At 42.1% G+C, this 23,009-nt stretch carries 20 protein-coding genes and 2 tRNA genes; 5 read left to right on the plus strand and 17 right to left on the minus strand.

All coding sequences use genetic code 11. The features are described 5' to 3' along the window. Positions 1-47: 47 nt before the first annotated feature. The 4 genes from ACTG7L_RS01150 to ACTG7L_RS01165 are packed head-to-tail and all read right to left on the minus strand — an operon-like array spanning position 48 to position 6,253. Positions 48-1,427 (minus strand): efflux transporter outer membrane subunit, encoded by a 1,380-nt coding sequence (locus ACTG7L_RS01150; RefSeq protein ID WP_439287147.1) that lies wholly within the window; start codon positions 1,425-1,427, stop codon positions 48-50. Positions 1,428-1,442: 15 nt separating this feature from the next. Then, positions 1,443-2,561, minus strand: coding sequence for an ABC transporter permease (locus ACTG7L_RS01155; RefSeq protein ID WP_439287148.1), 1,119 nt, complete (start codon positions 2,559-2,561; stop codon positions 1,443-1,445). Then, a complete protein-coding gene (gene rbbA / locus ACTG7L_RS01160; RefSeq protein WP_439287149.1) occupies positions 2,561-5,278 on the minus strand; it encodes a ribosome-associated ATPase/putative transporter RbbA in 2,718 nt (905 codons plus the stop codon). Before rbbA ends, ACTG7L_RS01155 begins: the two co-directional genes overlap by 1 nt. A gap of 3 nt (positions 5,279-5,281) precedes the next feature. Next, the gene (locus ACTG7L_RS01165) at positions 5,282-6,253 is read right to left on the minus strand and encodes an HlyD family secretion protein (RefSeq protein ID WP_439242907.1); all 972 of its coding nucleotides are present in this window, start codon (positions 6,251-6,253) and stop codon (positions 5,282-5,284) included. A gap of 153 nt (positions 6,254-6,406) precedes the next feature. Between ACTG7L_RS01165 and ACTG7L_RS01170 the strand changes: the two genes are divergently transcribed. Beyond that, positions 6,407-6,958: a TetR/AcrR family transcriptional regulator gene (locus tag ACTG7L_RS01170; protein ID WP_439287150.1), complete on the plus strand. Its 552-nt coding sequence runs from the start codon at positions 6,407-6,409 to the stop codon at positions 6,956-6,958. A gap of 69 nt (positions 6,959-7,027) precedes the next feature. Here the strand turns inward: ACTG7L_RS01170 and ACTG7L_RS01175 are convergent, their stop codons facing one another. Both ACTG7L_RS01175 and rho read right to left on the minus strand, forming a co-directional pair. Then, the gene (locus tag ACTG7L_RS01175) at positions 7,028-8,392 is read right to left on the minus strand and encodes a patatin-like phospholipase family protein (protein WP_439287151.1); all 1,365 of its coding nucleotides are present in this window, start codon (positions 8,390-8,392) and stop codon (positions 7,028-7,030) included. A 91-nt stretch (positions 8,393-8,483) separates the two neighbouring features. Next, positions 8,484-9,746, minus strand: coding sequence for a transcription termination factor Rho (gene rho / locus ACTG7L_RS01180; protein WP_386687441.1), 1,263 nt, complete (start codon positions 9,744-9,746; stop codon positions 8,484-8,486). 195 nt (positions 9,747-9,941) lie between these two features. Between rho and rhlB the strand changes: the two genes are divergently transcribed. The 3 genes from rhlB to nfsA are packed head-to-tail and all read left to right on the plus strand — an operon-like array spanning position 9,942 to position 12,219. After that, entirely contained in the window at positions 9,942-11,195 is a 1,254-nt protein-coding gene (gene rhlB / locus ACTG7L_RS01185; protein ID WP_439287152.1) for an ATP-dependent RNA helicase RhlB, read from the plus strand. A gap of 6 nt (positions 11,196-11,201) precedes the next feature. Beyond that, positions 11,202-11,438 (plus strand): hypothetical protein, encoded by a 237-nt coding sequence (locus ACTG7L_RS01190; RefSeq protein ID WP_439287153.1) that lies wholly within the window; start codon positions 11,202-11,204, stop codon positions 11,436-11,438. A gap of 43 nt (positions 11,439-11,481) precedes the next feature. Further along, the gene (nfsA, locus tag ACTG7L_RS01195) at positions 11,482-12,219 is read left to right on the plus strand and encodes an oxygen-insensitive NADPH nitroreductase (RefSeq protein ID WP_439287171.1); all 738 of its coding nucleotides are present in this window, start codon (positions 11,482-11,484) and stop codon (positions 12,217-12,219) included. A 30-nt stretch (positions 12,220-12,249) separates the two neighbouring features. On the opposite strand, the gene ACTG7L_RS01200 is transcribed toward nfsA, so the two are convergent. The 5 genes from ACTG7L_RS01200 to ACTG7L_RS01220 all read right to left on the minus strand — a co-directional run bounded on the left by ACTG7L_RS01200 (position 12,250) and on the right by ACTG7L_RS01220 (position 13,826). Next, positions 12,250-12,540 carry a hypothetical protein gene (locus ACTG7L_RS01200; protein ID WP_439287154.1) on the minus strand — a complete coding sequence of 97 codons (291 nt, stop codon included), beginning with the start codon at positions 12,538-12,540 and terminating at the stop codon, positions 12,250-12,252. A gap of 3 nt (positions 12,541-12,543) precedes the next feature. After that, positions 12,544-13,125, minus strand: coding sequence for a hypothetical protein (locus ACTG7L_RS01205; protein WP_439287155.1), 582 nt, complete (start codon positions 13,123-13,125; stop codon positions 12,544-12,546). A 41-nt stretch (positions 13,126-13,166) separates the two neighbouring features. Further along, positions 13,167-13,556, minus strand: a complete 390-nt coding sequence (gloA2, locus tag ACTG7L_RS01210) for an SMU1112c/YaeR family gloxylase I-like metalloprotein (RefSeq protein ID WP_439287156.1) — start codon at positions 13,554-13,556, stop codon at positions 13,167-13,169. Positions 13,557-13,639: 83 nt separating this feature from the next. Then, a tRNA-Arg gene (locus ACTG7L_RS01215) sits at positions 13,640-13,716 on the minus strand. Positions 13,717-13,749: 33 nt separating this feature from the next. Next, a tRNA-Pro gene (locus ACTG7L_RS01220) sits at positions 13,750-13,826 on the minus strand. Positions 13,827-13,995: 169 nt separating this feature from the next. On the opposite strand from ACTG7L_RS01220, the gene folD reads away from it, so the two are divergent. Next, positions 13,996-14,841 carry a bifunctional methylenetetrahydrofolate dehydrogenase/methenyltetrahydrofolate cyclohydrolase FolD gene (folD, locus tag ACTG7L_RS01225; RefSeq protein WP_439287157.1) on the plus strand — a complete coding sequence of 282 codons (846 nt, stop codon included), beginning with the start codon at positions 13,996-13,998 and terminating at the stop codon, positions 14,839-14,841. A 66-nt stretch (positions 14,842-14,907) separates the two neighbouring features. On the opposite strand, the gene ACTG7L_RS01230 is transcribed toward folD, so the two are convergent. The 6 genes from ACTG7L_RS01230 to ACTG7L_RS01255 all read right to left on the minus strand — a co-directional run. Continuing rightward, on the minus strand, positions 14,908-16,242 hold the full coding sequence (locus tag ACTG7L_RS01230; RefSeq protein WP_439287158.1) for an anaerobic C4-dicarboxylate transporter: 1,335 nt from the start codon (positions 16,240-16,242) through the stop codon (positions 14,908-14,910). Between the two features lie 139 nt (positions 16,243-16,381). Continuing rightward, positions 16,382-17,419, minus strand: coding sequence for a DNA polymerase III subunit delta (gene holA, locus ACTG7L_RS01235; protein WP_439287159.1), 1,038 nt, complete (start codon positions 17,417-17,419; stop codon positions 16,382-16,384). Between the two features lie 8 nt (positions 17,420-17,427). Then, positions 17,428-17,928: an LPS-assembly lipoprotein LptE gene (locus tag ACTG7L_RS01240; protein ID WP_439287160.1), complete on the minus strand. Its 501-nt coding sequence runs from the start codon at positions 17,926-17,928 to the stop codon at positions 17,428-17,430. A 10-nt stretch (positions 17,929-17,938) separates the two neighbouring features. Beyond that, positions 17,939-18,646, minus strand: coding sequence for a hypothetical protein (locus ACTG7L_RS01245; RefSeq protein WP_439287161.1), 708 nt, complete (start codon positions 18,644-18,646; stop codon positions 17,939-17,941). Between the two features lie 56 nt (positions 18,647-18,702). Beyond that, the gene (gene leuS / locus ACTG7L_RS01250; RefSeq protein WP_439287162.1) at positions 18,703-21,285 is read right to left on the minus strand and encodes a leucine--tRNA ligase; all 2,583 of its coding nucleotides are present in this window, start codon (positions 21,283-21,285) and stop codon (positions 18,703-18,705) included. 411 nt (positions 21,286-21,696) lie between these two features. After that, positions 21,697-23,009 (minus strand): autotransporter outer membrane beta-barrel domain-containing protein (locus ACTG7L_RS01255; protein WP_439287163.1); only part of this gene is annotated, 1,313 nt, incomplete at its 5' end.

The following is a 23,009-nucleotide window of genomic DNA, read 5'->3' on the forward strand; positions in this document are numbered from 1 at the left end:
AAATAAAACATTTTTCACCGCACTATTGTTTTGACAGGAATGGCGTATTACCAACCGCCCCCAAGTGCCTTATACAAACTCACCAAACTCAATGCTTGTTGGCGTTGTGATTGAATCAACTGATTTTGTACATTGATCGCATTAATACGTGCATTAATCGTACTATCTAAGGTTTTATTACCATTTTGGAACAATTTCACCGCATCATTAGCTTGTTTATTGGCTTGCGTTAAAGATTGAGCAAATAATTGGCTTTGGCGAGCTTGGGTATATTGTTGATGATAGGCATTATCCACTTCGGCTAAACCATTTAATAAGGTTCTGTCGTATTCTAATAAAGCAGATTGCAGTGCAGCATCTGCTTTATCAATATTGGCTTGAATACGTCCATTGGTGAAAAGTGGTACATTAATGCCCACACTGACCATGGACATCCAGCCTTTCAGTACCGTGTCACCATCCGCTTGCATTTTTCCGCCGTCCGCCATAAAGCTGAGAGAAAAACGTGGGTAGAGATCCGCTTTGGCACTGGCGACTTTCGCTGCTGCGGCTTGCACCGAATAACGTTGAGCTTGTAAATCAGGGCGACGTTCTAACCAACCTTCTGGCGTACTGCCTACCGGTGCTTTGGGTAAATTGGCTAAAATATTACGGCTATCTGGTAGCGTAAAACCTTGTGGCACTTCGCCTAATAACACGGCAATAGCTCGCACTTCCGTGGTATATTGCGAGTTGAGCGTAGTTTGTTGTGCTTTAGCTTGTGTGATTTGGGTTTCAATTTCGCTCACTTCGTAAGCGGTTGCTTGCCCCGCATTAAAACGGCCTTTCACATAGCGAGCCAGTTTGTTTAATTCTGCAATTTGTTGATTGCTCGTCACTTGTTGCTGTTGAATCGCACGTGCATTGATATAATGTTGAGCAATATTGCTAGAAATTAACATTTTGGCGGAATAGGCTTGTTGTTGCACTGCGTCACGTTGGAAACGAGCTGCGTCACTGTCGCTGGATTTTTTACCAAAGAAATCAGCTTCCCAACTTGCACTTAAGCCACCATAACCATTCAGGCCTTTACTTTCACGGTCGGTGCCATACATATTCATATCGCTATAAGAACCGCCACCACTGACACTCCCAGATACATTAATGCCTTTATCGGCTTCGGAATAGTCAGCTCCTGCTTGGGCTTCATTTAAACGGCTTAAAGCTAATTTATAGTCTAGGTTTTGGGCTAATCCTTTATTAATTAAACTGCTTAATACCGGATCATTCCAACTGTTCCACCATTGACTTAAGTCTATTTGAGCGGTGCCTTGTTGGCTAAAATTTACCGGTAAATTCACCGCACTTTCAGTGGATACTTGGGTTTGTTGGCAAGCGGTTAAACCTAATAACACGGCTGCAACGAGAGTAATTTTAAATTTATTCATTGTGTTTCCTTTTTGTTAGCCTTGTCTTTCTAACATTTTCTTAAAGCGTAATAGGGCGAAGATTAAACAAATTAATGCGACCACTGAAACAGTGAGTAACTTCGTCCATAAAATATCAATACCTGCCCCACGGAAGAGGACATCTTGTGAGAAGTCAGCGAATACGGTGGTTGGCCAATATTTACTGATTTCTTGTGCGACCACTGGCATGTTGATTCTTGGTGCTGCCGAGCCTGAGAAGAGTAATAACACCATATAAGTTGGCACCACGAGTAAGCTAAATTGTGCCATGGTGGGTGCAATCGTGGCTAACATTACCCCTAAGGAGGAAATCGCAAAGAGAAAGAGTGCTAACCCCACGCCATATAACCATAGCTCACCGTTGATCGGCACGTCTAAATACCAGTTCACTACTAATCGCATGGAAATCATGGCCGCTACCCAGTTAACTAAACCGTTAGCGAGAATTTTCGCTAACAGAATTTCTGACGCATTCACTGGCATCACTAAAAGGTGTTCCATGGTGCCACGCTCACGCTCACGAATCACCGCCGAGCCAACTAACACCATCACCATTAACGCCAACATATCGCCAATTTTCATGGTCGGAACAAATCGCACACTTTCTGCATTGGGGTTATACAATGAATTAACCACCGCAACAGCCGGTGCGTTACTTGATTCCGCTCCCAGAAATTCGCTGATTTCTTGCGTAATGTAACCTGTTAACATGGTTGAGCCTGCTCCAGCTTGCGTCATCATGGTGGCATCCACTTGCAGATAAAGCTCAGGATGACGTCCCATTAACAAATCTTTCTCAAAATTCTCTGGAATTTCTAAGGCAAAAATAATTTTATTTTTATCCATTAAGTGATGGGCCTCATCACGTGTCATTTCTACCGGTTTGGTGAAATAAGGTTCTTTAATGGCATCTTGTAAACGATAGCTTAACGCCGATTTATCATGATCAATAATCGCAATGGGTGCAGATTTTACATCATAGGTAATCGCATTGGCTAACATCCCAATCATCACGGTAAACACCATTAAAATGGCAATTAATAACGCCGGTTCGCTAAATAAACTTTTCAGTTCTTTGACGGTGAGCGTAAAGAGAGATTTTAATGCACGCATTACGCCTCCTGTTTTTTCAATTTAATACTGGCGACCATCAGATAAACCAAAGGGAAAATAAGCAACACTAAAAAGTTATTATGCAAATCTTCAAATGGAATACCTTTGGTAAAGGTGCCTGCACTGATGCTTTGGAACCATGACGCAGGGAAGAAATTACTCAGAATTTGAGCCCACCAAGCCATACTAGAAACGGGGTACATCATCCCCGAGAAGTTCATGGTTGGAATCATGGTCGCAATCGCCACAATAAACAATGCGGCGGCTTGTGATTTCATTAAACTGGAAATTAATAAACCAAAGCTAGTGGATGCCCAAATGAAGATCATGGCACCTAAACTTAATACCGCTAAGGAACCTTTTACAGGAACACCGAACCAGAAAATCGCCATACCCACTAGAATAATGTAGTTCACGCCACCCATTAAAATATAGGGGAGCTGTTTACCTAGTAGGAATTGAATCACTTTGGCTGGTGATGAATACAGGTTCATAATGGAGCCGATTTCACGCTCACGCACCACACCGAGAGCCGTCATCATGGCAGGGATCATCATCATGATCATCATCATCAAACTTGGCACCATGGCGTTAACACTTTTTGATTCAGGGTTATACATCATGCGTGGCACGATATTGATCCCGCCGCTGTTGGTGGATGTCGCATATTGTGCATTAAATTGCGACATAATACTGGTGACATAGCCTTGCACCGTAGAAGTATTAGCAGGCAATGAGCCATCAATAAAGAATCCTACTTCTGGCGAACGACCATTTAATAAATCACGCCCAAAGCCAGATGGAATTTCAACCACCACTTCTACACCAGCACGTTTTAACACTAAGTTTAAATCATCACGTGAATGAATGGTGGCTTGTAAATCAAAATAGCCAGATCCTGTAAAGGTTTGAATTAATGCTCGGCTTTCTGGGCTTTGATCTTGATCGTACACCCCAAAACGCATTTCACCCACATCAAAGGAAATTGCCCAACCTGTTGCCATGAGCAAGACAATCGGGCCAAAAATCGCAAACATTAAACGGATTTTGTCTCGTGCCAGCTCTTTTGCTTCACGCACAGCAAAAGCCCATGTCATCAGGAAGAAATACATCAAGGCATTTTGTTTTTTCACTGGTTTGGCTTCTGTTGCGACTTTTTTTGTATTGGTATCTGCCTTTTCAATGGTATTGTCAGGTTCAGCGATTAACAAATATTGAATAAAGGCTTCTTCCAAACTAGTGGAATGATGTTCATCAATCAGTTCTTGTGGCGTGCCAAGTGCCAGTACGTTGCCTTTGTGCATCAGCGACAAACGGTCACAATACATGGCCTCATTCATAAAGTGCGTGGTCACGAAAATGGTGATTTTATCTTCACGAGAAAGTTTAATCAGCATTTCCCAGAACATATCCCGAGCCGCTGGGTCAACCCCTGATGTAGGTTCGTCTAAAATTAATACTTCAGGGCTATGCAAACAGGCACAGGCTAATTGTAAACGTTGACGAATGCCCAAAGGTAACGCAGAGGGGAGCGTGTCCGCCATTTCCGTTAATTGGAAATATTCGAGAGTTTGTTTAATCGCACTTTCGCTTTTACGACCAAGTTCGTATAATTTTGCGTGTAATTCGAGATTATCTCTGACGGTTAATTCTTCGTACAATGAAAAAGCCTGCGACATGTAGCCGACTCGTTTTTTTATCGCATTTGAGCCAGCCTCAATGGATTCGCCTAATAATTGTGCGGTGCCACTAGTGGGTTCAATCAGACCAGTGAGCATTTTCATTGTGGTGGATTTGCCACAGCCATTGGAACCTAAGAAACCAAAGATTTCGCCTTTTTCGATTTCAAAAGACACCTTGTTCACCGAGGTGAAATCCCCAAATTTTTTGGTTAAATCCGATGCTTGCATGGCTAACGGTGAATTAGGATCAGATTCAAATGGCGGCAAGACCAAACCATTTTCGCTACCTCGTTTATCTTCCGGCAACATTTTCACATAGGCTACTTCAAGGGAATCTGTGTTGTAGCGTTCCAGTACGGCGTTGGTTTTATCGTTTTCCAGAATTTTGCCGTCGTCCATAGCAATCAGATACTCAAAACCTTGTGCCTCGTCAATATAAGCGGTGGCGACGATCACGGTCATTTCGCTCATTTCGGCTCGTAGATTATCCACTAACGCCCAGAATTGACGGCGAGATAATGGGTCAACGCCGGTGGTGGGTTCATCTAAAATCAGCAAATCAGGACTATGCACTAACGCACAGCAAAGACTGAGTTTTTGTTTCATACCGCCAGAAAGTTTACCCGCTGCACGTTCGCCAAAGGGAGCTAATCCCGTAGCCTGCAATAAACGTTGGGTGCGCTCACCCAGTTCTTTTTTGCTTAAACCAAACAGATCCGCATGAAACTCAATATTTTCTTTAATGGTGAGCGTTGGATAGAGGTTTTTCCCCAACCCTTGTGGCATAAACGCAATGCGAGGTAACGCACTTTCTCGTGGCGCCGTTTTTGCCATATCGCAGTCCAGTACTTGCACTGAACCTTGTTGAATAATTTTTACCCCTGCAATAATCGAAAGCAAGGTAGATTTTCCCACCCCGTCAGGCCCGACAAGCCCAACGGTTGACCCCTTGGTGATTTCTAAGGAAACGTCTTTTAACGCTTCATTATCACCGTAGCAGTGCGTGAGATGTTGAATAGAAACAGCGACGGTCATGAATTACTCCTGTGGTAATTTAACCGCTAAATGACTTGCCCAATCACTGTTATCTAAACGTACATAACCATTACCGGCCATACCCCCTTTCAGTAAGCCTTGATATTTGGTGGCCACATCGGCAGGGACTTTAAGTTTAATTTTAAACATAAATTTGGTCCGTTCCGCTAAGGTTTCCACGGATTTCGGGGTAAATTGTGATTGTGTCGCAATTTGGCTCACCACCGCAGGGAATACCGCCTCCACGCCGTCTAACACAATACGAGCCTCATCACCGACTTTGATTTTCGCCATATCCGTTGCAGGGACAAAAATATACATTGAGACATCCGTTGGATCGAGTAAACTTGCCACACGGCTACCCGCAGCAACCACATTACCTTCATCCACAAAACGGTATTCAATAACACCCGCATAAGGCGTACGAATAATCATATCATCAGTCACCGAGGTCGCTTGGGCGATTTGGGTTTCCGCCACTTCAACGTTACGTTGAATTTCGGCCAAACTGGCAGTGGCAGATTTCACTTTTGCCACCGCTGCATCACGATCCGCTTGACGGCGAGCCACTTCAGAAGCAGACACTAAGCCATCTTTACGCAATTTCAACGCATTGTCTAATTCTAATTGTGCTACTTTTTGTTGTTGTTGCGCAGCTTGAATATCTGCTTGCGCACGGGCAATGGTTTCTTGTGCTTTTTGTTTGTTTGCTTTCGCTTGATCCACTTGGCTCGTTGAGGTTTCAGAGGCAAGTTCGGCGATCAAGTCATTGACATGCACATATTGCCCTTCTTCCACCGCCACGGTTTTCACCCGACCCGCATATAAACTTTGCAAGTCGATACGTTTCAATTCCAAACGCCCATTACTGGCCGCCAGATTTGACACTTCGACCTTGGATTGTTGAGATTGATAATAGTAATAACCACCGCCAGCAAGGGCAAGTAAGATAATTAATATAAGGATTTTTTTCATTCGTGTTACCTATCATTTATGGTCTAAAAAATTGCGGAAATTATAACTTATCCTCTTTTTTATACAATCAACAATATTTTAACAAAAGTTATGTTATGATAACAAAATTGATAATATGTGTGCATAACACAGAAAAAGACAAAGGTAATTGGCATGACAGAACAAGCAGATTTACGTGTACAGCGTTCTCAATATTATATTCAACAAGCCCTTGTGACTTTATTAAAAGACAAATCCTTTACCGATATTTCCGTTCAAGATATTTTAGACAAAGCCATGGTTAATCGGAGTACGTTTTATCGTCATTATTCCGGTAAAACGGATTTAGCCGCTAAAATGATCGCCGAATTTAAACAACTCTTAGCCGAAAGAATGGAACAGCGTTTAGAGAGTAAAAATCTCAATTTATTTTACTTACAGCTGATCCCGCAAATTTGGGACAAACGAGAATTAATTTTAGCCCTCTGGAAAATCGACACACCGAAACTACATCTTTATGCAGATATGCAACAAATGATGAAAGGCTTTTTGCTCGTCCTATTGGAACAAAAACAAGTGGATCCAGAATTCATGGATTATCAAAGCACCATTTTTGCCAAAATGATGTTAGCCAGTGTTCGTTATCACTTTGAACGCAATATTAAACCCGATTTGAAAATGGCATTAATGAAAATACGAGAAGTGATTGATATTATGGATTTTTAGTATGAAAGAGTGCGGTGAAAAAACATGATTTTTTCACCGCACTTTAATTAGCGGGCGTTCATTGAACTATTATTGGCTTTCTCTACGCAAACGTTGATATTCCTTGGATTGATTAAGTAAAATCCGAGCCGCCTTTTTCAAATCATTAATATCCTCATTCGGTAAATAAAACGTGGTTGGCAAATTCAGCATACGTTGACGAAATTCTGCTTGATCATCAGGCAAATCTCGTAAATTCAGGCTAATAAAATAGATGCCCGCTTTATTACCTTTGACTTTAGCTAATTCCTCATTTCGTGCATCCACCACAGCTCGAAAACGGTTTAAACTGGCTTGTGAAGTTTGTTCAATCGGCACATCAATGACCGCTGTGGCTTGATCGGAAAAGCTCGGTATTTCTGCTTTTTTATCAATTTCTGTGCTAATCTGATTTTGCGCATTCACGCTAATTACAATAATGCGTTTAATGTTGCTGCTTTTTAACCGTTCACGAATGGCACTTTCAGGCGAGACTTCTTGGGTTTCTAGCAAACTTTTTATCCCTAAATTATCGGTTAATCCGCCGTCTAATAAATGAATATACGGTCGATCTTGGCTGTTACTGTATTGTTGTAATTGACGAATATATTGCTGACGGGATTCATTTTGCAAACTGTCAGGCTCGGCATTTAAGGTCGCTTGTAATTCTTTTGGTAATTGATAATGACAGTTTCCGCCATTATTATTCAAGGTCAATGGTGAAAATACCAGTGGCACTGCACTAGAGGCGGCTACTGCTCGAGCAAGCGGTAATTTCGCTAAATCCAGACACATGGTATCAAATTGTTCTTGGGTAAAATCCAAGCGTCGACCAATCGACATATCCGTTGCACTGATCACGGCAAACGGGCCTTTGCGTGCGGTGGCTAAATCCCCAAAGGTTTTATTTCCAAAGAGCGTATTTTCAAATTGCTCTTGCAATAAATCGCCCCGTCCGAATTCGGGCGAAAATAAACGTGGCATATTGGCAAAAGACAGGGTTTGGTTCACCATTAATTTTTGGAAATTTTGCTTTAAGAATTTTTTCTCAAAATTCGGAATGGTTTCTTTGCCGTAAAGCGAATAATAAATCGCTAAGACGGAACCGCCAGACACACCGTATACCATATCCACATGTTCAATTAAGTTTGTGTTTTTACCGTCTAAGGTGATGGGGTGACTATTTAATTCTTCTAGCACGCCATAACCAAAAGCCGCCGCTCTTGTGCCGCCGCCAGAAAACATAATCGCTACAATGGTTTGATCATTGAATTTATCTTGCATCACTTTTTGAATGCGATAGCCTTTGCTCATATCCACTTGGTCAATGGTGGCTAACGGTTGATATTGCACGGCATTACAGGCGGTGAGAAAAAGGAGTGCGCTGATAAAAGCCAGTTTATGGGGTAATTTCATATCTACGTTGTCTACTTAAGCGATTATTTATAAATGACACCCTCCATTTACGGAGGGTGCGATGTGGAGCAGAATGAGCACGTTGTAGCGATTAAGACCGCTTCATAATCTCAAAAAATTCTTCGTTGGTTTTGGCTACCATGAGTTTATCAATTAAGAACTCCATGGCGTCCACTTCACCCATAGGATTAAGAATTTTACGCAAGATCCACATTTTTTGGAGTTCATCTGGCGTGGTGAGTAAGTCCTCTTTACGAGTACCAGAACGGTTGAAGTCAATGGCTGGGAACACACGTCTTTCGGCGATTTTGCGAGAAAGGTGAAGTTCCATATTCCCCGTTCCTTTAAATTCTTCAAAAATTACTTCATCCATTTTTGACCCCGTATCCACTAAGGCCGTAGCAATAATGGTTAAGCTGCCGCCTTCTTCGACATTACGAGCTGCCCCGAAGAAACGTTTTGGGCGGTGTAAAGCGTTGGCATCGACCCCACCAGAGAGGATTTTACCAGAGGCCGGTGTGACGGTGTTGTAAGCTCGGGCTAAACGAGTGATACTGTCTAATAAAATTACCACATCTTTTTTGTGTTCCACGGAGCGTTTTGCTTTTTCGATTACCATTTCTGCCACTTGTACGTGACGGGTAGCCGGTTCATCAAAGGTGGAGGCAATCACTTCACCTCGTACGGTGCGTTGCATTTCGGTCACTTCTTCAGGACGCTCATCAATCAGCAATACAATTAGCTCACATTCTGGGTAGTTGTGAGTAATACTTTGGGCGATATTTTGTAATAATACGGTTTTCCCCGCTTTTGGCGGCGCCACAATTAAACCACGTTGGCCTTTCCCAATAGGTGAGGCTAAATCAAGAATACGAGCGGTTAAGTCTTCGGTAGAGCCATTTCCTCGTTCCATACGTAAACGAGAGTTAGCGTGTAATGGCGTTAGGTTTTCAAAGAGGATTTTACTGCGAGAAACTTCGGGTTTGTCATCATTGACTTGATCGACTTTGAGAAGTGCAAAATAACGTTCTCCCTCTTTAGGTGGGCGAATTTTGCCCTCAACTTTGTCACCAGTTTGTAGATTGAAACGACGAATTTGACTCGGGGAAACATAGATATCATCAGGGCCAGCGAGGTAGGAACTGTCGGCAGAACGGAGGAAACCAAAACCATCAGGCAGAATTTCTAAAATACCACCGCCGAAAATATCTTCGCCACTTTTGGCATGTTGTTTGAGGATGGCAAAGACGATGTCTTGTTTACGTAAACGGGCTAAATTTTCTAAGCCCATTTGACCTTCACCTAGCTCAACTAAAGTTGACACTGGCGTATTCTTAAGTTCTGTTAAATGCATAATGTTTAATTTGTAGATTTGAATAAATGGATTGTTATGAGTTGACATTGTTGTCATTAGGTGTCGCTAAGGTAACACTAATTTTTGGCATTGTCTAGTTTTCAAGATAAAAAATCAAGAAAATGCGGTGTTTTTTTGGGGATTTTGGGATATCGTGCTATGCTATTGAGAATTTTTACGAGAACGAAAGCCATTATGACAACAAACCATTTATCTCAGCAACGCTTTGCTGATTTACCGTTAAATTCCCAAGTATTGCAAGCATTACAAAGCAAAGGTTTTGACTATTGTACCCCTATTCAGGCATTGTCCTTACCCATTACTTTGCAGGGCAAAGATGTCGCCGGCCAAGCGCAAACGGGGACGGGCAAAACCATGGCGTTTTTAACTGCGACTTTTCATCATTTGCTAGAAAAACCGCAGGACTCAACGAAAAATCAGCCACGAGCATTAATTCTGGCACCGACTCGTGAGTTGGCGGTGCAAATCGATCATGATGCAGAATTATTAGTCAAAACAACGGGATTAAAGACCGCACTTGCCTATGGCGGTGACGGTTACGATAAGCAATTAAAAGCCATTGAGCAAGGCGTGGATATTTTAATTGGCACGACAGGGCGTGTGATTGATTATGTCAAACAAGGCATTATTAACTTGGAGGCGATTCAAGTGGTGGTGTTAGATGAAGCGGATCGCATGTTTGACTTGGGATTTATTAAGGATATTCGTTACTTATTGCGTAAATGCCCGAGTGCATCACAACGGTTGACCATGTTATTTTCAGCGACGTTGTCATACAAAGTACGAGAATTGGCTTTTGAAGACATGAATGATCCAGAATATGTGGAAATTGAACCTTTACAGAAAACCGGTCACCGCATTAAAGAAGAATTATTTTATCCGTCCAATCAGGACAAAATGGCTTTATTGTTGACTTTGTTAGAAGAAGAATGGCCAGATCGTTGTATTGTATTTGCGAATACTAAACATAAATGTGAAGATATTTGGGGCTATTTGACGGCTGACGGCCATCGTGTCGCCTTATTGACTGGGGATGTGGCGCAGAAAAAACGGTTATCCTTGTTAAAACAATTTACGGATGGCGACTTGGATATTTTAGTGGCCACAGATGTTGCTGCTCGTGGCTTGCATATTGCCGATGTAACCCATGTGTTTAACTATGATCTGCCTGATGATTGTGAAGATTATGTGCATCGTATTGGCCGTACAGGCCGAGCGGGGGAAAGTGGTGTATCAATTAGTTTTGCCTGTGAACAATATGCCATGAATCTGCCAGCTATTGAAGAATATATTGGCCACAGTATTCCCGTGAGCCAATACGACCCTGCCTCATTAATTCAGGATTTACCTCGACCGGTACGGATTAAACGTAATAGTTCACCGACCAGTCGGGCCAAACCGAAAAAACCGTTTACTAAACGTTATTAGGAAAACATGATAAAGTCGATTTCACGTATTTTTACTTTTTTATTATTAACGATGTTAGTGAGTAATATGGCGAACGCTGGGATCGTAACAAAAGCAGTTGGTGCCTATATTATTTATAAAATAGTGACTAAAGATAAAAAAGACGATAAATCGCAATCCGAGGTGAAATCAGCACAATCATCTTCTGAAGTTGAAGAGGAAGATTGTGAAGAAGATGACTGTGCAGAGGAGAGTGAAGAATAATGTGGTATCGTATTAGCTAGTTTATATATTAGGGAGAGAGATGATGCAAAGTCAATCTGCATTAGCAACAGCACTTCATCACCGTTCGATTCGGCGTTTTACCGATCAAGCGATTCCAACGGAAGTATTTGAGCAATTAATTGAGGCTGGACAAATGGCCAGTTCATCAAGTTTTTTGCAGTCGGTGAGTATTATTCGAGTGACCGATTCGATTAAACGCCAACAAATTCGTACCATTTGTGGCGGAGGCAGTGAAACAGGGCAAATGTATGTGCAAGAAAGCCCTGAGTTCTTGGTGTTCTGTATTGATACCTACCGTCACCAGCAGCTTGTCCCTGAGGCGCAGACTGATTGGACGGAAATGTTGTTAATTGGTGCAGTAGATGTGGGCATTATGGCTCAAAATGTATTACTCTGTGCGGAAAGTGTCGGCTTGGGTGGCGTGTATATTGGCAGTTTGCGGAATGGTATTGCACAGGTTGCGGATATTTTAGGTTTACCGACAGGCGTGGTGCCCTTGGTCGGATTATGTTTGGACTATCCTGATCAAACCCCATTACAACGACCACGCTTGCCAACGCATGTCATTTTGTCAGAAAATCACTATCAAGCGGCTAGTCAACGGGATCTAGCGGAATATGACGAGCAAGTGCGAGCTTATTACGTACAGCGGAGCAGTAAAGCATTGAACTGGACGGAGCAAGTGAGGAATACGTTGGCAAAACCAATTCGTCCAGAGATTTTACCGTTTTTACATAAACAAGGCTTGGCTAAACGGTAACCTTTTTGCCTATATAGCTAGAAAAGCGTTTTACCAGTGATGACGGCCATAATGGTAGCCAATCGATGGCATTAACACCACAGGCAGCGTACTACGGCGAGTCGTGGTGTTTTTGGGTTGACTGTCACTGGCATTTAACGGCATATCCACAGGTGCTTGTTGGACTTTTTGATTAGCGGGTACAGTCTTTCCGCTATATACTTTTTGATTATAGTCTTGTACTGTTTTCATATCTAAGGGTGCTTGTGGCTGCCCTACGGGTGGGTGAGAAGTACAGCCTACGAGAACCATGCTAGCAATGATAAAAATAATTTTTTTCATGGTTTATTTTCCTTTTTTATTGTTTTTGGTCGGACATACCACATTAGATAGCACGGAAACACGATCTTGCAGATTTTTTTTAGCAATATTTTGACCGCGCTGTTTATCTTGTTCTTTTAAATATTTCGACATATTGGGGTCATTTATATTAAACACTGAGGCATATTGCACTTTTTTCGGCATACCATCATGATTTACTATGCCCCCCGAAATATTGGCATAATACTCATTTTTAGACTTATCTTTGAGATAATAGGTGGCGGAGTCAGTGACTTCTACGCCATTATTTAGATAGCCATAACATACGCCGCCACCATGTTCAAATACAGTATGAATTTGACTGTTTTCGTTAATAACAAAGACTTCAAATTCTACACTTTTGGCTAATTCGTTGACATCATTTTGATCTTTTAAGTCAAACTTTTGCAGACTACCTTTAGTGATATAGGTCGGCGCATTTTTAGAATCAGATTCAGTAATGACCGTATTATCTTCTGAAATATGGATAGAAATTGTTGAGTCGGCTAGGGTGTAAAAACTAACCCCACTCAACAACCCCATCACGGTTAACATATTGTATCTCATCAATAATATTCCCCTTTTTCTAGTTTAGAAAAACATGAAGACTAGGTTTCATAAAATTCTAGTGGTAAATTATCAGGATCTCTGAAAAAAGTAAAACGTTTTTGCGTGATTTCATCAATACGAATCGGTTCACAGGCAATACCAAAATCAGCTAAATAATTCACCGCACTTTGTAAATCAGCGACTTTAAACGCTAAATGACGTAAACCGCAAGACTCTGGTGTAGAAAGTCGTGGTGGTGGTGCTGGAAAAGAAAATAGTTCAATTTGACTACCGTCTGGAAAAGCGAGATCGAGTTTATAGCTTTGTCGCTCGGTACGATAGGTTTCAGCGATAATTTGTGCACCCAATATATCGACATAAAAATGTTTTGAAACGGCATAATCGGAAACGATTAAAGCAATATGATGAAACCCTAAGACTGGTGACATACTGATCCTTTATATTATATATTTAAATAGTATATAAGATTTTCGAGTATGGTAAAAAGAATTTTAACTGGTAAGACCTGTAATGGCACGCCCTAAAGGATTCGAACCTTTGACCCACGCCTTAGAAGGGCGTTGCTCTATCCAGCTGAGCTAAGGGCGCATTGCAGAGGATATTAAGTGGTAAAAAATGAAGTGGTCGGCGAGATAGGATTTGAACCTACGACCCACTGGTCCCAAACCAGTTGCGCTACCAAGCTGCGCTACTCGCCGACAAAGTGATGACTATTATAAGAGGCTGTAAATTTCCGTCAATCATTTTTTCACTTTTCCTGTTTAATTGATTAAATTTATTCCAAAATACAAATCTATTCGCCTTTTTTGTGATTTTCTGACAAAATAGCAAACGTTTTCTTCTATTATTTCTAATGCAGGTAAGATTATGACGGCAAAATTAATTTCTGGCACCGAACTGGCTAAAAAAGTAAAATCAGATGTGGCGCAGAGAATCGCTTATCATGTAGAAAAAGGCAAGCGTGCACCTGGATTGGCGGTGATTCTCGTGGGCGCCGATCCCGCTTCGCAAGTATATGTAGGCAGTAAACGCAAAAGTTGTGCAGAGTTAGGGATCGCATCTAAATCTTATGATTTACCTGAAAACACTAGCGAAACCGCATTACTAGCATTAATTGATGAATTAAATCAAGATGATAGCATTGATGGTATTTTGGTACAGCTCCCATTGCCGAAACATATCGACAGCACTAAGGTCATTGAACGTATTTCCCCGACCAAAGATGTGGACGGTTTTCATCCTTACAACGTGGGGCGGTTATGTCAACGTATTCCAACCTTAAGAGCTTGTACGCCTTATGGTGTGATGAAATTGTTAGAAACCACCGGCGTTGATTTATATGGACAACATGCCGTAATCGTGGGTGCCTCTAATATTGTGGGGCGCCCAATGGCATTGGAATTATTGCTTGCCGGCTGTACAGTGACGGTGACCCACCGTTTTACTAAAGAGCTGGAACAGCATGTCCGTCAAGCAGATATTTTAGTCGTCGCCGTTGGAAAACCGGCGTTTATTCCCGGCGAATGGATTAAATCTGGTGCTATTGTCGTTGATGTAGGAATTAACCGTGGTGCAGACGGTAAATTAACCGGTGATGTGGCACCAAGTGCGGTGCAAAATGCGGGATTTTTAACACCCGTCCCAGGTGGTGTGGGGCCAATGACGGTGGCTATGTTGATGTTCAATACTTTAGCTGCTTACGAAACCCATTGATCAGGAACAGAATAAAAAGCTCAATTTGATTAAATTGAGCTTTTTGTATTTTTGTGGGTGACAAGATTAACGGATCACAATTTCCGCTACCGTCACACCGACTAGACAGGCGGTTACAACACCGATTAAACCAGGTACCATGAAACTGTGGTTGAAGTAGTATTTACCAATTTTGGTCGTACCAGTCACATCAAAGTTTACCGTGGCAATATCTGACGGATAATTTGGGATAAAGAAGTAGGCATAAGTCGCTGGCATTAAGCCCACTAATAACGGCGCTGGAATACCTAAACCAATCCCGACTGGCAACATCATTACAGCGGTAGCCGCTTGGCTATTAATGACCACAGAGACTGCAAATAAAGCTAATGCAAATGTCCAAGGATAGGCTTGTACCATGGCGGTGATACCCGCTTTAAATTCAGGCATTGCGTATTGGAAGTATGTATCACTCATCCACGCAATCCCGAAAATCGCAATGGCCGCCACCATACCAGATTTAAACACCACGCCGTTTGGTACGATTTGTGGATTCGTACGAGTCACCAATAAAATGACCCCACCAAAACATAACATCATCATTTGAATGATTAAGTTCATGGAAATGGCTTTTTTCGCATCGGCAATAGTACGAATCTCAGGGAACATGGCAATCGCTACGATCACGACTAACGCTAACAAGAACAGATAAACGGATTGCTTGGCTGCCTTTGGTAATTCGTCGTTTAGGGTGGTGCTGGTGGTATTCAAAATACGCTCACGCCAAATCGGATCTTGTAAACGGCGTTGATATTCAGGATCATCATCCAATTCTTTACCACGACGCATGCTATACAAGGATAAGGCAATCGTTCCTGCAAAAGTGGCTGGCACGGTGACACAGATAATATCAAGCAAACTGATATGGCTTAATCCAGGTAATTCAATGATTTTACCTAAATAAAAGACCACCGCCGCAGACAATGGGCTAGACGTGATGGCTAATTGAGAGGCCACTGACGACGCTGCCATTGGACGTTCAGGACGGATTTTATTTTTTAACGCCACATCACCAATGATTGGCATAATGGAATAAACCGAATGGCCAGTGCCTAGCATAAAGGTCATTAAATAAGTGACAATCGGGCCAAGCAACGTGACACGTTTAGGATTGCTACGTAAAATACGTTCTGCAATCTGTAACATAAATTTCAGGCCGCCCGCCGCTTCAAGTACAGACGCACAGGTCACCACGGCTAAGATGATTAACATCACATCCACCGGTGCTTTTCCCACTGGCATACGGAAGATAAACACCTCAATGGCTAACCCAATACCAGACACAACGCCTAAACCGATCCCGCCGAAACGGCTACCCGTGTAGAGCATTAATAACAGAAATAAAAATTCTAAATAAAGCATAAAAAATACCTTTAAAAAGTAAGAAAAGAGAATAGCATAATAACTTTTTATGCAGAAAAAACAACAGAACGGCGGATTTTTTTGTATTTTTTAGCCAAAAGTTTTATTTATATCAAAAAAGAAAGGATAACTTACCAGTTTATTGACAAAATGCAGCGGAAATCTCATGGAGTTGTGACCATACATCAGCACTAAAATCTAATTTGGTTGCACGTTCAAGATCGGCTAATTGTTGGATAATCCCATATAATTTTCGATAGGTGAAACGTTGAAAGGTGGCGGTATACAAGGAACGTCGATTTTGCCAGACTTTTAAGCGATCAAATCCCTCACGTAATTGTGCGGTAGGGAGGGGGAGATCCAAATGTTCGAGCCGTTGCTGAGGTTTGGATAATTCCAACAAGATCATAAGTTCTCGTTGTAAGGTACGTAATAAAATAATCGGCTGGATATCCTCGCCTTGTAAGCCTTTTAGGATCCGTCTGGTACGAGATAATTTCCCCTCTAATAAGGCATCAATCCACTGAAAAGGGGTGAATACTGAAGATTGTTCCACCACCTTTTGCACACGAGTTAAGGTTAATTTGCTGTCACTGTACAACAATGCGAGCAATTCTAAGGTTTGTTTTAATGCAATGAGATTATTTTCATGGCTGTAACAAAGTAATTGAATGGCATCTTGTTCCGCATGGCATTGCATTTGTTTCACTCGTTGGCTGACCCAGCGGGGCAATTGCTCAATACTTGGTGTTTGGCAATTCACCACGGTTAAGTGCGGTTCAAATTCAAGGGATTTTTTGATCCAGTCTTGTTTCTCGGCGGTTTTCGCAAGTTTGGGCAGTTGAAAAACAAACAACAAATCCTGATGTAATAAGCTGACTAATTCGCTTAATTTGGCTTGTAAGGCAGCAGTGAGGGTTTCCGGTAACTGCACATTGATCACTTGCCGTTGAAAGAATAATCCTATGGCTTGACAGCTTTCAAATAGGGCTTGCCAGTCGGTATTTGCCTCAATTTGAATGGATTGTTTTTCATCAAAACCTTGTTCGGAAGCCTTGCGAAATATTACATCTTGGCTTTCACTGAGTAATAGAGGATCTTGCCCGACCAAATAATAAATACTCGCCAAACGAGTGTTTAGCGAGTGGGGAAGTTGTTCAGGAAAAATCCGATTCATAGGCATGTTTACTTGGTTTGAACCTGCGTTTGCAACGCTACCATTTTGGAAATTAATTGGCGTGCGACTTGTTCACGCATATCTGCCCAGATGATGTCACGTTCAGAGGATTTGGCTAACGCTGCACGAGAGTTATCAAAGAATGTTCGGCTCACTTTAGCCGAAATTGGATAGGCGTCTTTGTTAGGTAATTGTACGCTCGCATCTACTTGTAACATCAGCATTTTTTCTGCCTCACGACCTTGTTTAAATACGGAGGCCACTTCATCATCTGTGCTAACTTTGGTAATCCGCAAAATAGGGACGCCTTGTTGTTCTACAATACTGATATTGTTGGCTTGTAATTGCTTACGCATGGCTATGGACATATCGCTGTAAGGATCACTGCTTTCAAATTTTAAAGTGCGTAATTCTTGCGGAATTAATTCACCATTTTGGAAGTGAAATCCGCATGCGGTAAGTAATATGATACTTAGCATGAAAAAGGCGGTTTTAATTGGTTTGAACATTGATTTATTCCTATTTACAAATAATATTAAATAAAATACTGGCTTTTTCTTGGATATTCGCCACGGCTAAATTTTTGCCTCGTTTTTGCTCATCTTGTTTCATCAGCGCTTGAAAGTTGGCATCATTGCCAGTAAAACTGGCATTATAACCGATTTCTTGTGGTGCTTGCTGAGTTTGTAATTTTACCTCAAGCAGTGCAGTGTAAAAATCGGTAAAACTATTTTCAGGGTAATAGTTGGTTGTCATCACTAAATCCACACCATTTTTCCCTTTGAAATCTTTACAAATTTTAGTTTTAGCTCTGAATTTAGCATGGCTTAAGCGCATGCCACCAAATTCGTAAAACTCAAAAGCATGGGCTTTAGCAAGGGTTTGTACATCTTCTGTTTTGTAAATATTGAGCGATTTGTCATCCAATAAAAAAATGGTTGCCATGGAATAGTCGCCCTTGAAGTGGCCGAGTGGGAAGATTTCACCTAAGCGTTTGAAGGTTTTACTTTTTCCAAAAGGCACCGCAAGGTTGGCAAAATGACGTTCAACGGGCTGAGATGTCTTGGATTTATCAATTTGTTGTTCTGTTAGCGTGACAAAAGACACTTCTTGTATTGTGCCATCAATATCTTTGTAAGGTCGCCATTTCAGCTGTTCTGCATCATTTGTACAAGCGATGAATAAAGAAGAACACAAGGCGACAACAGATAATTTTGTCAATTTCATTTTAATTTCTCATGGGTTATAGGGCAGATATATGGATCCGCCCCTACAAGTCTGAATTACTTCGCCACAAAACTAAACAATTTACCCGGCACATAAATGGTTTTCACCACATTCAAGCCGTCCAAGAATTTTTGTACATTTTCATCTTGTAACGCTACGGCTTTGATGTCATCTTCTGCCATATCCGCAGGCACAGTGATTTTTGCTCGTACTTTACCGTTCACTTGCACCACCACCAATTTTTCATCTTCCACCATAGCCGTTTCATCAGCGACCACCCAAGGGGCAAAATCAATGGCGTTTTCGTTGCCTAAATCTTGCCAAAGTTGGAAACAAATATGTGGCGTGATTGGGTACAGCATACGTACTACGGCATTTAAGGCTTCCGCCATTACTGCACGATCTTGCTCGCTGTCTAACGGAGCTTTGGTGAGTTTGTTCATCAATTCCATCACTGCCGCAATGGCTGTGTTAAAGGTTTGACGGCGACCAATATCATCGCTGACTTTGGCAATGGTTTTATGCACATCACGGCGTAAGGCTTTTTGGCTGGCTGAAAGTGCGGTGATTTCTACCGCAGTTTTGGCTGGATTTTTGTTGTATTCGAATACCAAATTCCATAAACGGCGTAAGAAACGGTTCGCCCCTTCCACGCCCGATTCTTGCCATTCAAGCGTCATTTCCGCAGGGGAGGCAAACATCATAAACAAGCGAACGGTATCCGCCCCGTATTTTTCCACCATTTCTTGCGGATCAATTCCGTTGTTTTTGGATTTTGACATCTTCGTCATACCGCTATGTACCAGCTCGTGACCTTCATCATCCACCGCTTTCACAATCCGCCCTTTTTCGTCACGCTCTAACGTCACTTTTGTTGGACTCACCCAAATGCGTTCGTTGGTTGGGCTGGTGTAATAAAACGCATCCGCCAACACCATGCCTTGACACAACAATTTTTGTGCAGGTTCATCGGAACTGACCAAACCTGCATCACGCAATAATTTATGGAAGAAACGGAAATACAACAAGTGCATTGTGGCGTGTTCAATCCCACCGATATATTGATCCACTGGCAACCAGTAATTGGCTTCATCGCTATCCAACATCGCCGAATGGCTTTGTGGGCTAGTATAGCGTGCATAATACCAAGAGGATTCCATAAAGGTGTCAAACGTATCGGTTTCTTTTAATGCAGGTTGTCCATTGAAACTGGTTTTCGCCCAGTTCTGATCAGCTTTAATCGGGCTTTTCACCCCGTCCATGACCACATCTTCTGGCAATACAATCGGAAGATCTTCAAGTGGAGCTGGCACCACATCACCATTTTCCAAGGTTAACATTGGAATTGGCGCCCCCCAATAACGCTGACGAGAAACGCCCCAGTCACGCAAACGATAGTTTACTTGACGTTTACCTACCCCCAATTTTTCTAATTTATCCGCAATGCCGTTGAATGCCGCATCAAACTCTAAACCATTAAATTCATCAGAATTAACGAGTTTGCCATGTTCGGTAAACGCCACTTTGCTTAAATCGATTTCTTCACCGTTAGCAGGCTCAATCACTTGCTGAATTGGCAAACCATATTTAGTAGCAAATTCAAAGTCACGCTGATCGTGAGCAGGCACCGCCATTACCGCCCCTGTCCCGTAGTGCATTAACACAAAGTTCGCTACCCAAATTGGCACTGGTTTGCCCGTAATCGGGTGAATGGCATTTAAACCCGTTGCCATGCCTTTTTTCTCCATGGTAGCAAGTTCTGCTTCTGCTACTTTGGCATTTTTACATTCTTGAATAAAGGCTTTTAATTCTGGATTATTTTCCGCCGCACGTTCTGCCAATGGATGACCTGCTGCCACTGCCATATAAGACACGCCATAGAACGTATCAGGGCGAGTGGTATACACCGCCACGGTTTCATCGGAATTTTCAATTTTAAAGGTGATTTCCACCCCTTCCGAACGTCCAATCCAGTTGCGTTGCATTGTTTTGACCATTTCTGGCCATAGTGGAAGCGTGTCCAATCCGCCTAATAATTGCTCGGCATAATCGGTGATTTTAATAAACCATTGCGGAATTTCTTTTTGTTCCACAGGGGTATCACAACGCCAGCAACAGCCTTCGTGAACCTGCTCATTGGCAAGCACCGTTTCATCATTCGGACACCAGTTGACGGTGGAGGTTTTTTTGTACACTAAACCTTTTTTATACAACTCAGTAAAGAACCATTGTTCCCATTTGTAATATTCAGGACGACAAGTGGTGACTTCTCTGTCCCAGTCAAAACCAAAGCCCAAATTTTTGAGCTGATTTTTCATATAGGCAATGTTTTCGTACGTCCACTTCGCAGGTGCGGTTTTATTTTTTACCGCTGCCCCTTCCGCAGGCAACCCGAACGCATCCCAACCCATCGGTTGCAACACATTTTTGCCGTTCATTCGTTGATAACGAGACACTACATCGCCAATGGTATAATTCCGCACGTGACCCATATGCAGGCGACCTGATGGGTACGGGAACATGGATAAACAATAATATTTCGGCTTGCTTTCGTCTTTAACGGCTTTAAAGGTTTTGTGAGTTTTCCAATATTTCTGCACTTCGCTTTCAATTAAATCGGGACGATATTGTTCTTGCATAGTTTTACCTTAAAATTTCTTAAAAAATCACCGCCGTTTTAGCGGTTTCTGTTAATTTGGAAAATGCCTAATAGAATAGCGGAAAACGGGGAAAATGAACAGAAAAAAAGTGCGGTAAAAAAATCAAAACTTTCTGATTTTCCACCGCACTCTATTGTAACCAAACGGGGACCCCGTCTTTGCCGCCTGAAAATGATTTAATTTGTAGGAAAATGGCGTCTGTCTGAGCGTAGCGAGTTCAGCCATTTTACGTTAAGCAAATTAAATCGTTTTCAGGAAACAAGGCAAAATCGGGGTGTGTTTACTCGCTACGCTCGCCCTTACGGGCTGTTGCCTTTGGCAACATTCAAATGCAAGCATTTGTCTTTGTTACTTTTCTTTGCTCAAGCAAAGAAAAGTAAGGAAACCAAACTAGAACGTATAATTCACCCCCGCATTCGCATTCCAAACATTCCCAGAAGAACGCATACTATTACCAAATCCAACATTAAACCCTAAACCATTAAGCAATTTATATTGAGCAGATAACCCTAAACGCACAGCATCGGCATCTTTCTCACTGCTTACATCAAAGTAATTTACGCCATCAAAGCTGGCTTGTGTGGTCGGTTGTTTGGTGCTGTGTAAATAGTCTACACTGAACACGGCAGAAACTTTGTTGCCTGAAAGCAAGGTGTGACTTACCGTGAAATCTTGTCCCACCATTAAATCAAGGTTGTTATGACGTTGTTTTTTCACAGTTAATGCACCGACACCTTGTTCATTGATTTCATCAATGGTGACTTGGTTGTAAGCGATACCCACTTTCGGTTCAATTGTCACATTTTCACCGAGTGGAATCGCATATTTCGCTTGTGTGTAGACCGTCCACGCTGTTGGTTTGACTTTTACATCAAAGGTATGGCTGTCATAGTGGTTGTGAATATGACGTTGTCCTTTTAGGTTGGATTGGCTATAAGCCACACCAGTATTCATTGTCAAATTACCCACGCCATAGGTTAATTGACCTGCCACATAGGTGGAGTTACCTTTTAAGTGGCTACCAGCTTGACCCGATAATTTCTCGTGACCAGCCCCAAAGGCGATGCCAGCGGTGAGATTATCGGTTACGCCGTATTTCATATTCACCACTGCATTGCTGGTGCTGCCGTTGTCCGCAACGTTGTCATAAGAACGTTGTGCAGTTGTGCCAGTTAAACTAGCCAATGCTTCACCTTGTTTTAATCGGTTACCATTTTGCAATGTGGTGTCACGATAGGCTCTTAAACTGTCCAATGTAGCAACAGGTACAGCACCATAGATATTATGATTTACCACATCATTGAGGTAACTGTTAATTTCAGCGGTAGCCTCTTGTTCTGTTTTGTCCAAAATAGACGCAGAATTTTTTAATGGATTAACACCAGTGGTTTTCCAACTACCGACTAAGCTGCTATACGCATCGGTATAAGGTGTTGTAAAGGTTGATGTTGAACCTGTATTTGGTGTTGTACCACTGTTTGATTCAGATCCTGTGCTAGCGGTTTGACTGTCATTCTTGCTCGGTTCCGTACCAGCGGTTTGACTGTCATCTTTACTCGGCTCAGTACCAACGGTTTGACTGTCATTTTTGCTCGGTTCCGTACCAGCAGTTTGACTGTCATCTTTGCTCGGTTCAGTACCAGCGGTTTGACTGTCATTTTTGCTCGGTTCAGTACCAGCGGTTTGACTATCATCTTTGCTCG

This window comes from Lonepinella sp. BR2357 (genome assembly GCF_051851525.1).
Taxonomy (GTDB): domain Bacteria; phylum Pseudomonadota; class Gammaproteobacteria; order Enterobacterales; family Pasteurellaceae; genus Lonepinella.

Excerpts from the sequence above, each read along its gene's own strand:
- nfsA (WP_439287171.1), top strand. The coding sequence starts at position 11,482 with ATGCAAAGTCAATCTGCATTAGCAACAGCACTTCATCACCGTTCGATT.
- holA (WP_439287159.1), bottom strand. The coding sequence starts at position 17,419 with ATGAATCGGATTTTTCCTGAACAACTTCCCCACTCGCTAAACACTCGT.
- ACTG7L_RS01150 (WP_439287147.1), bottom strand. The coding sequence starts at position 1,427 with ATGAATAAATTTAAAATTACTCTCGTTGCAGCCGTGTTATTAGGTTTA.
- ACTG7L_RS01170 (WP_439287150.1), top strand. The coding sequence starts at position 6,407 with ATGACAGAACAAGCAGATTTACGTGTACAGCGTTCTCAATATTATATT.
- ACTG7L_RS01245 (WP_439287161.1), bottom strand. The coding sequence starts at position 18,646 with ATGAAATTGACAAAATTATCTGTTGTCGCCTTGTGTTCTTCTTTATTC.
- ACTG7L_RS01205 (WP_439287155.1), bottom strand. The coding sequence starts at position 13,125 with ATGAGATACAATATGTTAACCGTGATGGGGTTGTTGAGTGGGGTTAGT.
- ACTG7L_RS01240 (WP_439287160.1), bottom strand. The coding sequence starts at position 17,928 with ATGTTCAAACCAATTAAAACCGCCTTTTTCATGCTAAGTATCATATTA.
- ACTG7L_RS01175 (WP_439287151.1), bottom strand. The coding sequence starts at position 8,392 with ATGAAATTACCCCATAAACTGGCTTTTATCAGCGCACTCCTTTTTCTC.
- ACTG7L_RS01165 (WP_439242907.1), bottom strand. The coding sequence starts at position 6,253 with ATGAAAAAAATCCTTATATTAATTATCTTACTTGCCCTTGCTGGCGGT.
- leuS (WP_439287162.1), bottom strand. The coding sequence starts at position 21,285 with ATGCAAGAACAATATCGTCCCGATTTAATTGAAAGCGAAGTGCAGAAA.
- ACTG7L_RS01190 (WP_439287153.1), top strand. The coding sequence starts at position 11,202 with ATGATAAAGTCGATTTCACGTATTTTTACTTTTTTATTATTAACGATG.
- rhlB (WP_439287152.1), top strand. The coding sequence starts at position 9,942 with ATGACAACAAACCATTTATCTCAGCAACGCTTTGCTGATTTACCGTTA.
- rho (WP_386687441.1), bottom strand. The coding sequence starts at position 9,746 with ATGCATTTAACAGAACTTAAGAATACGCCAGTGTCAACTTTAGTTGAG.
- rbbA (WP_439287149.1), bottom strand. The coding sequence starts at position 5,278 with ATGACCGTCGCTGTTTCTATTCAACATCTCACGCACTGCTACGGTGAT.
- ACTG7L_RS01155 (WP_439287148.1), bottom strand. The coding sequence starts at position 2,561 with ATGCGTGCATTAAAATCTCTCTTTACGCTCACCGTCAAAGAACTGAAA.
- ACTG7L_RS01200 (WP_439287154.1), bottom strand. The coding sequence starts at position 12,540 with ATGAAAAAAATTATTTTTATCATTGCTAGCATGGTTCTCGTAGGCTGT.
- gloA2 (WP_439287156.1), bottom strand. The coding sequence starts at position 13,556 with ATGTCACCAGTCTTAGGGTTTCATCATATTGCTTTAATCGTTTCCGAT.
- folD (WP_439287157.1), top strand. The coding sequence starts at position 13,996 with ATGACGGCAAAATTAATTTCTGGCACCGAACTGGCTAAAAAAGTAAAA.
- ACTG7L_RS01230 (WP_439287158.1), bottom strand. The coding sequence starts at position 16,242 with ATGCTTTATTTAGAATTTTTATTTCTGTTATTAATGCTCTACACGGGT.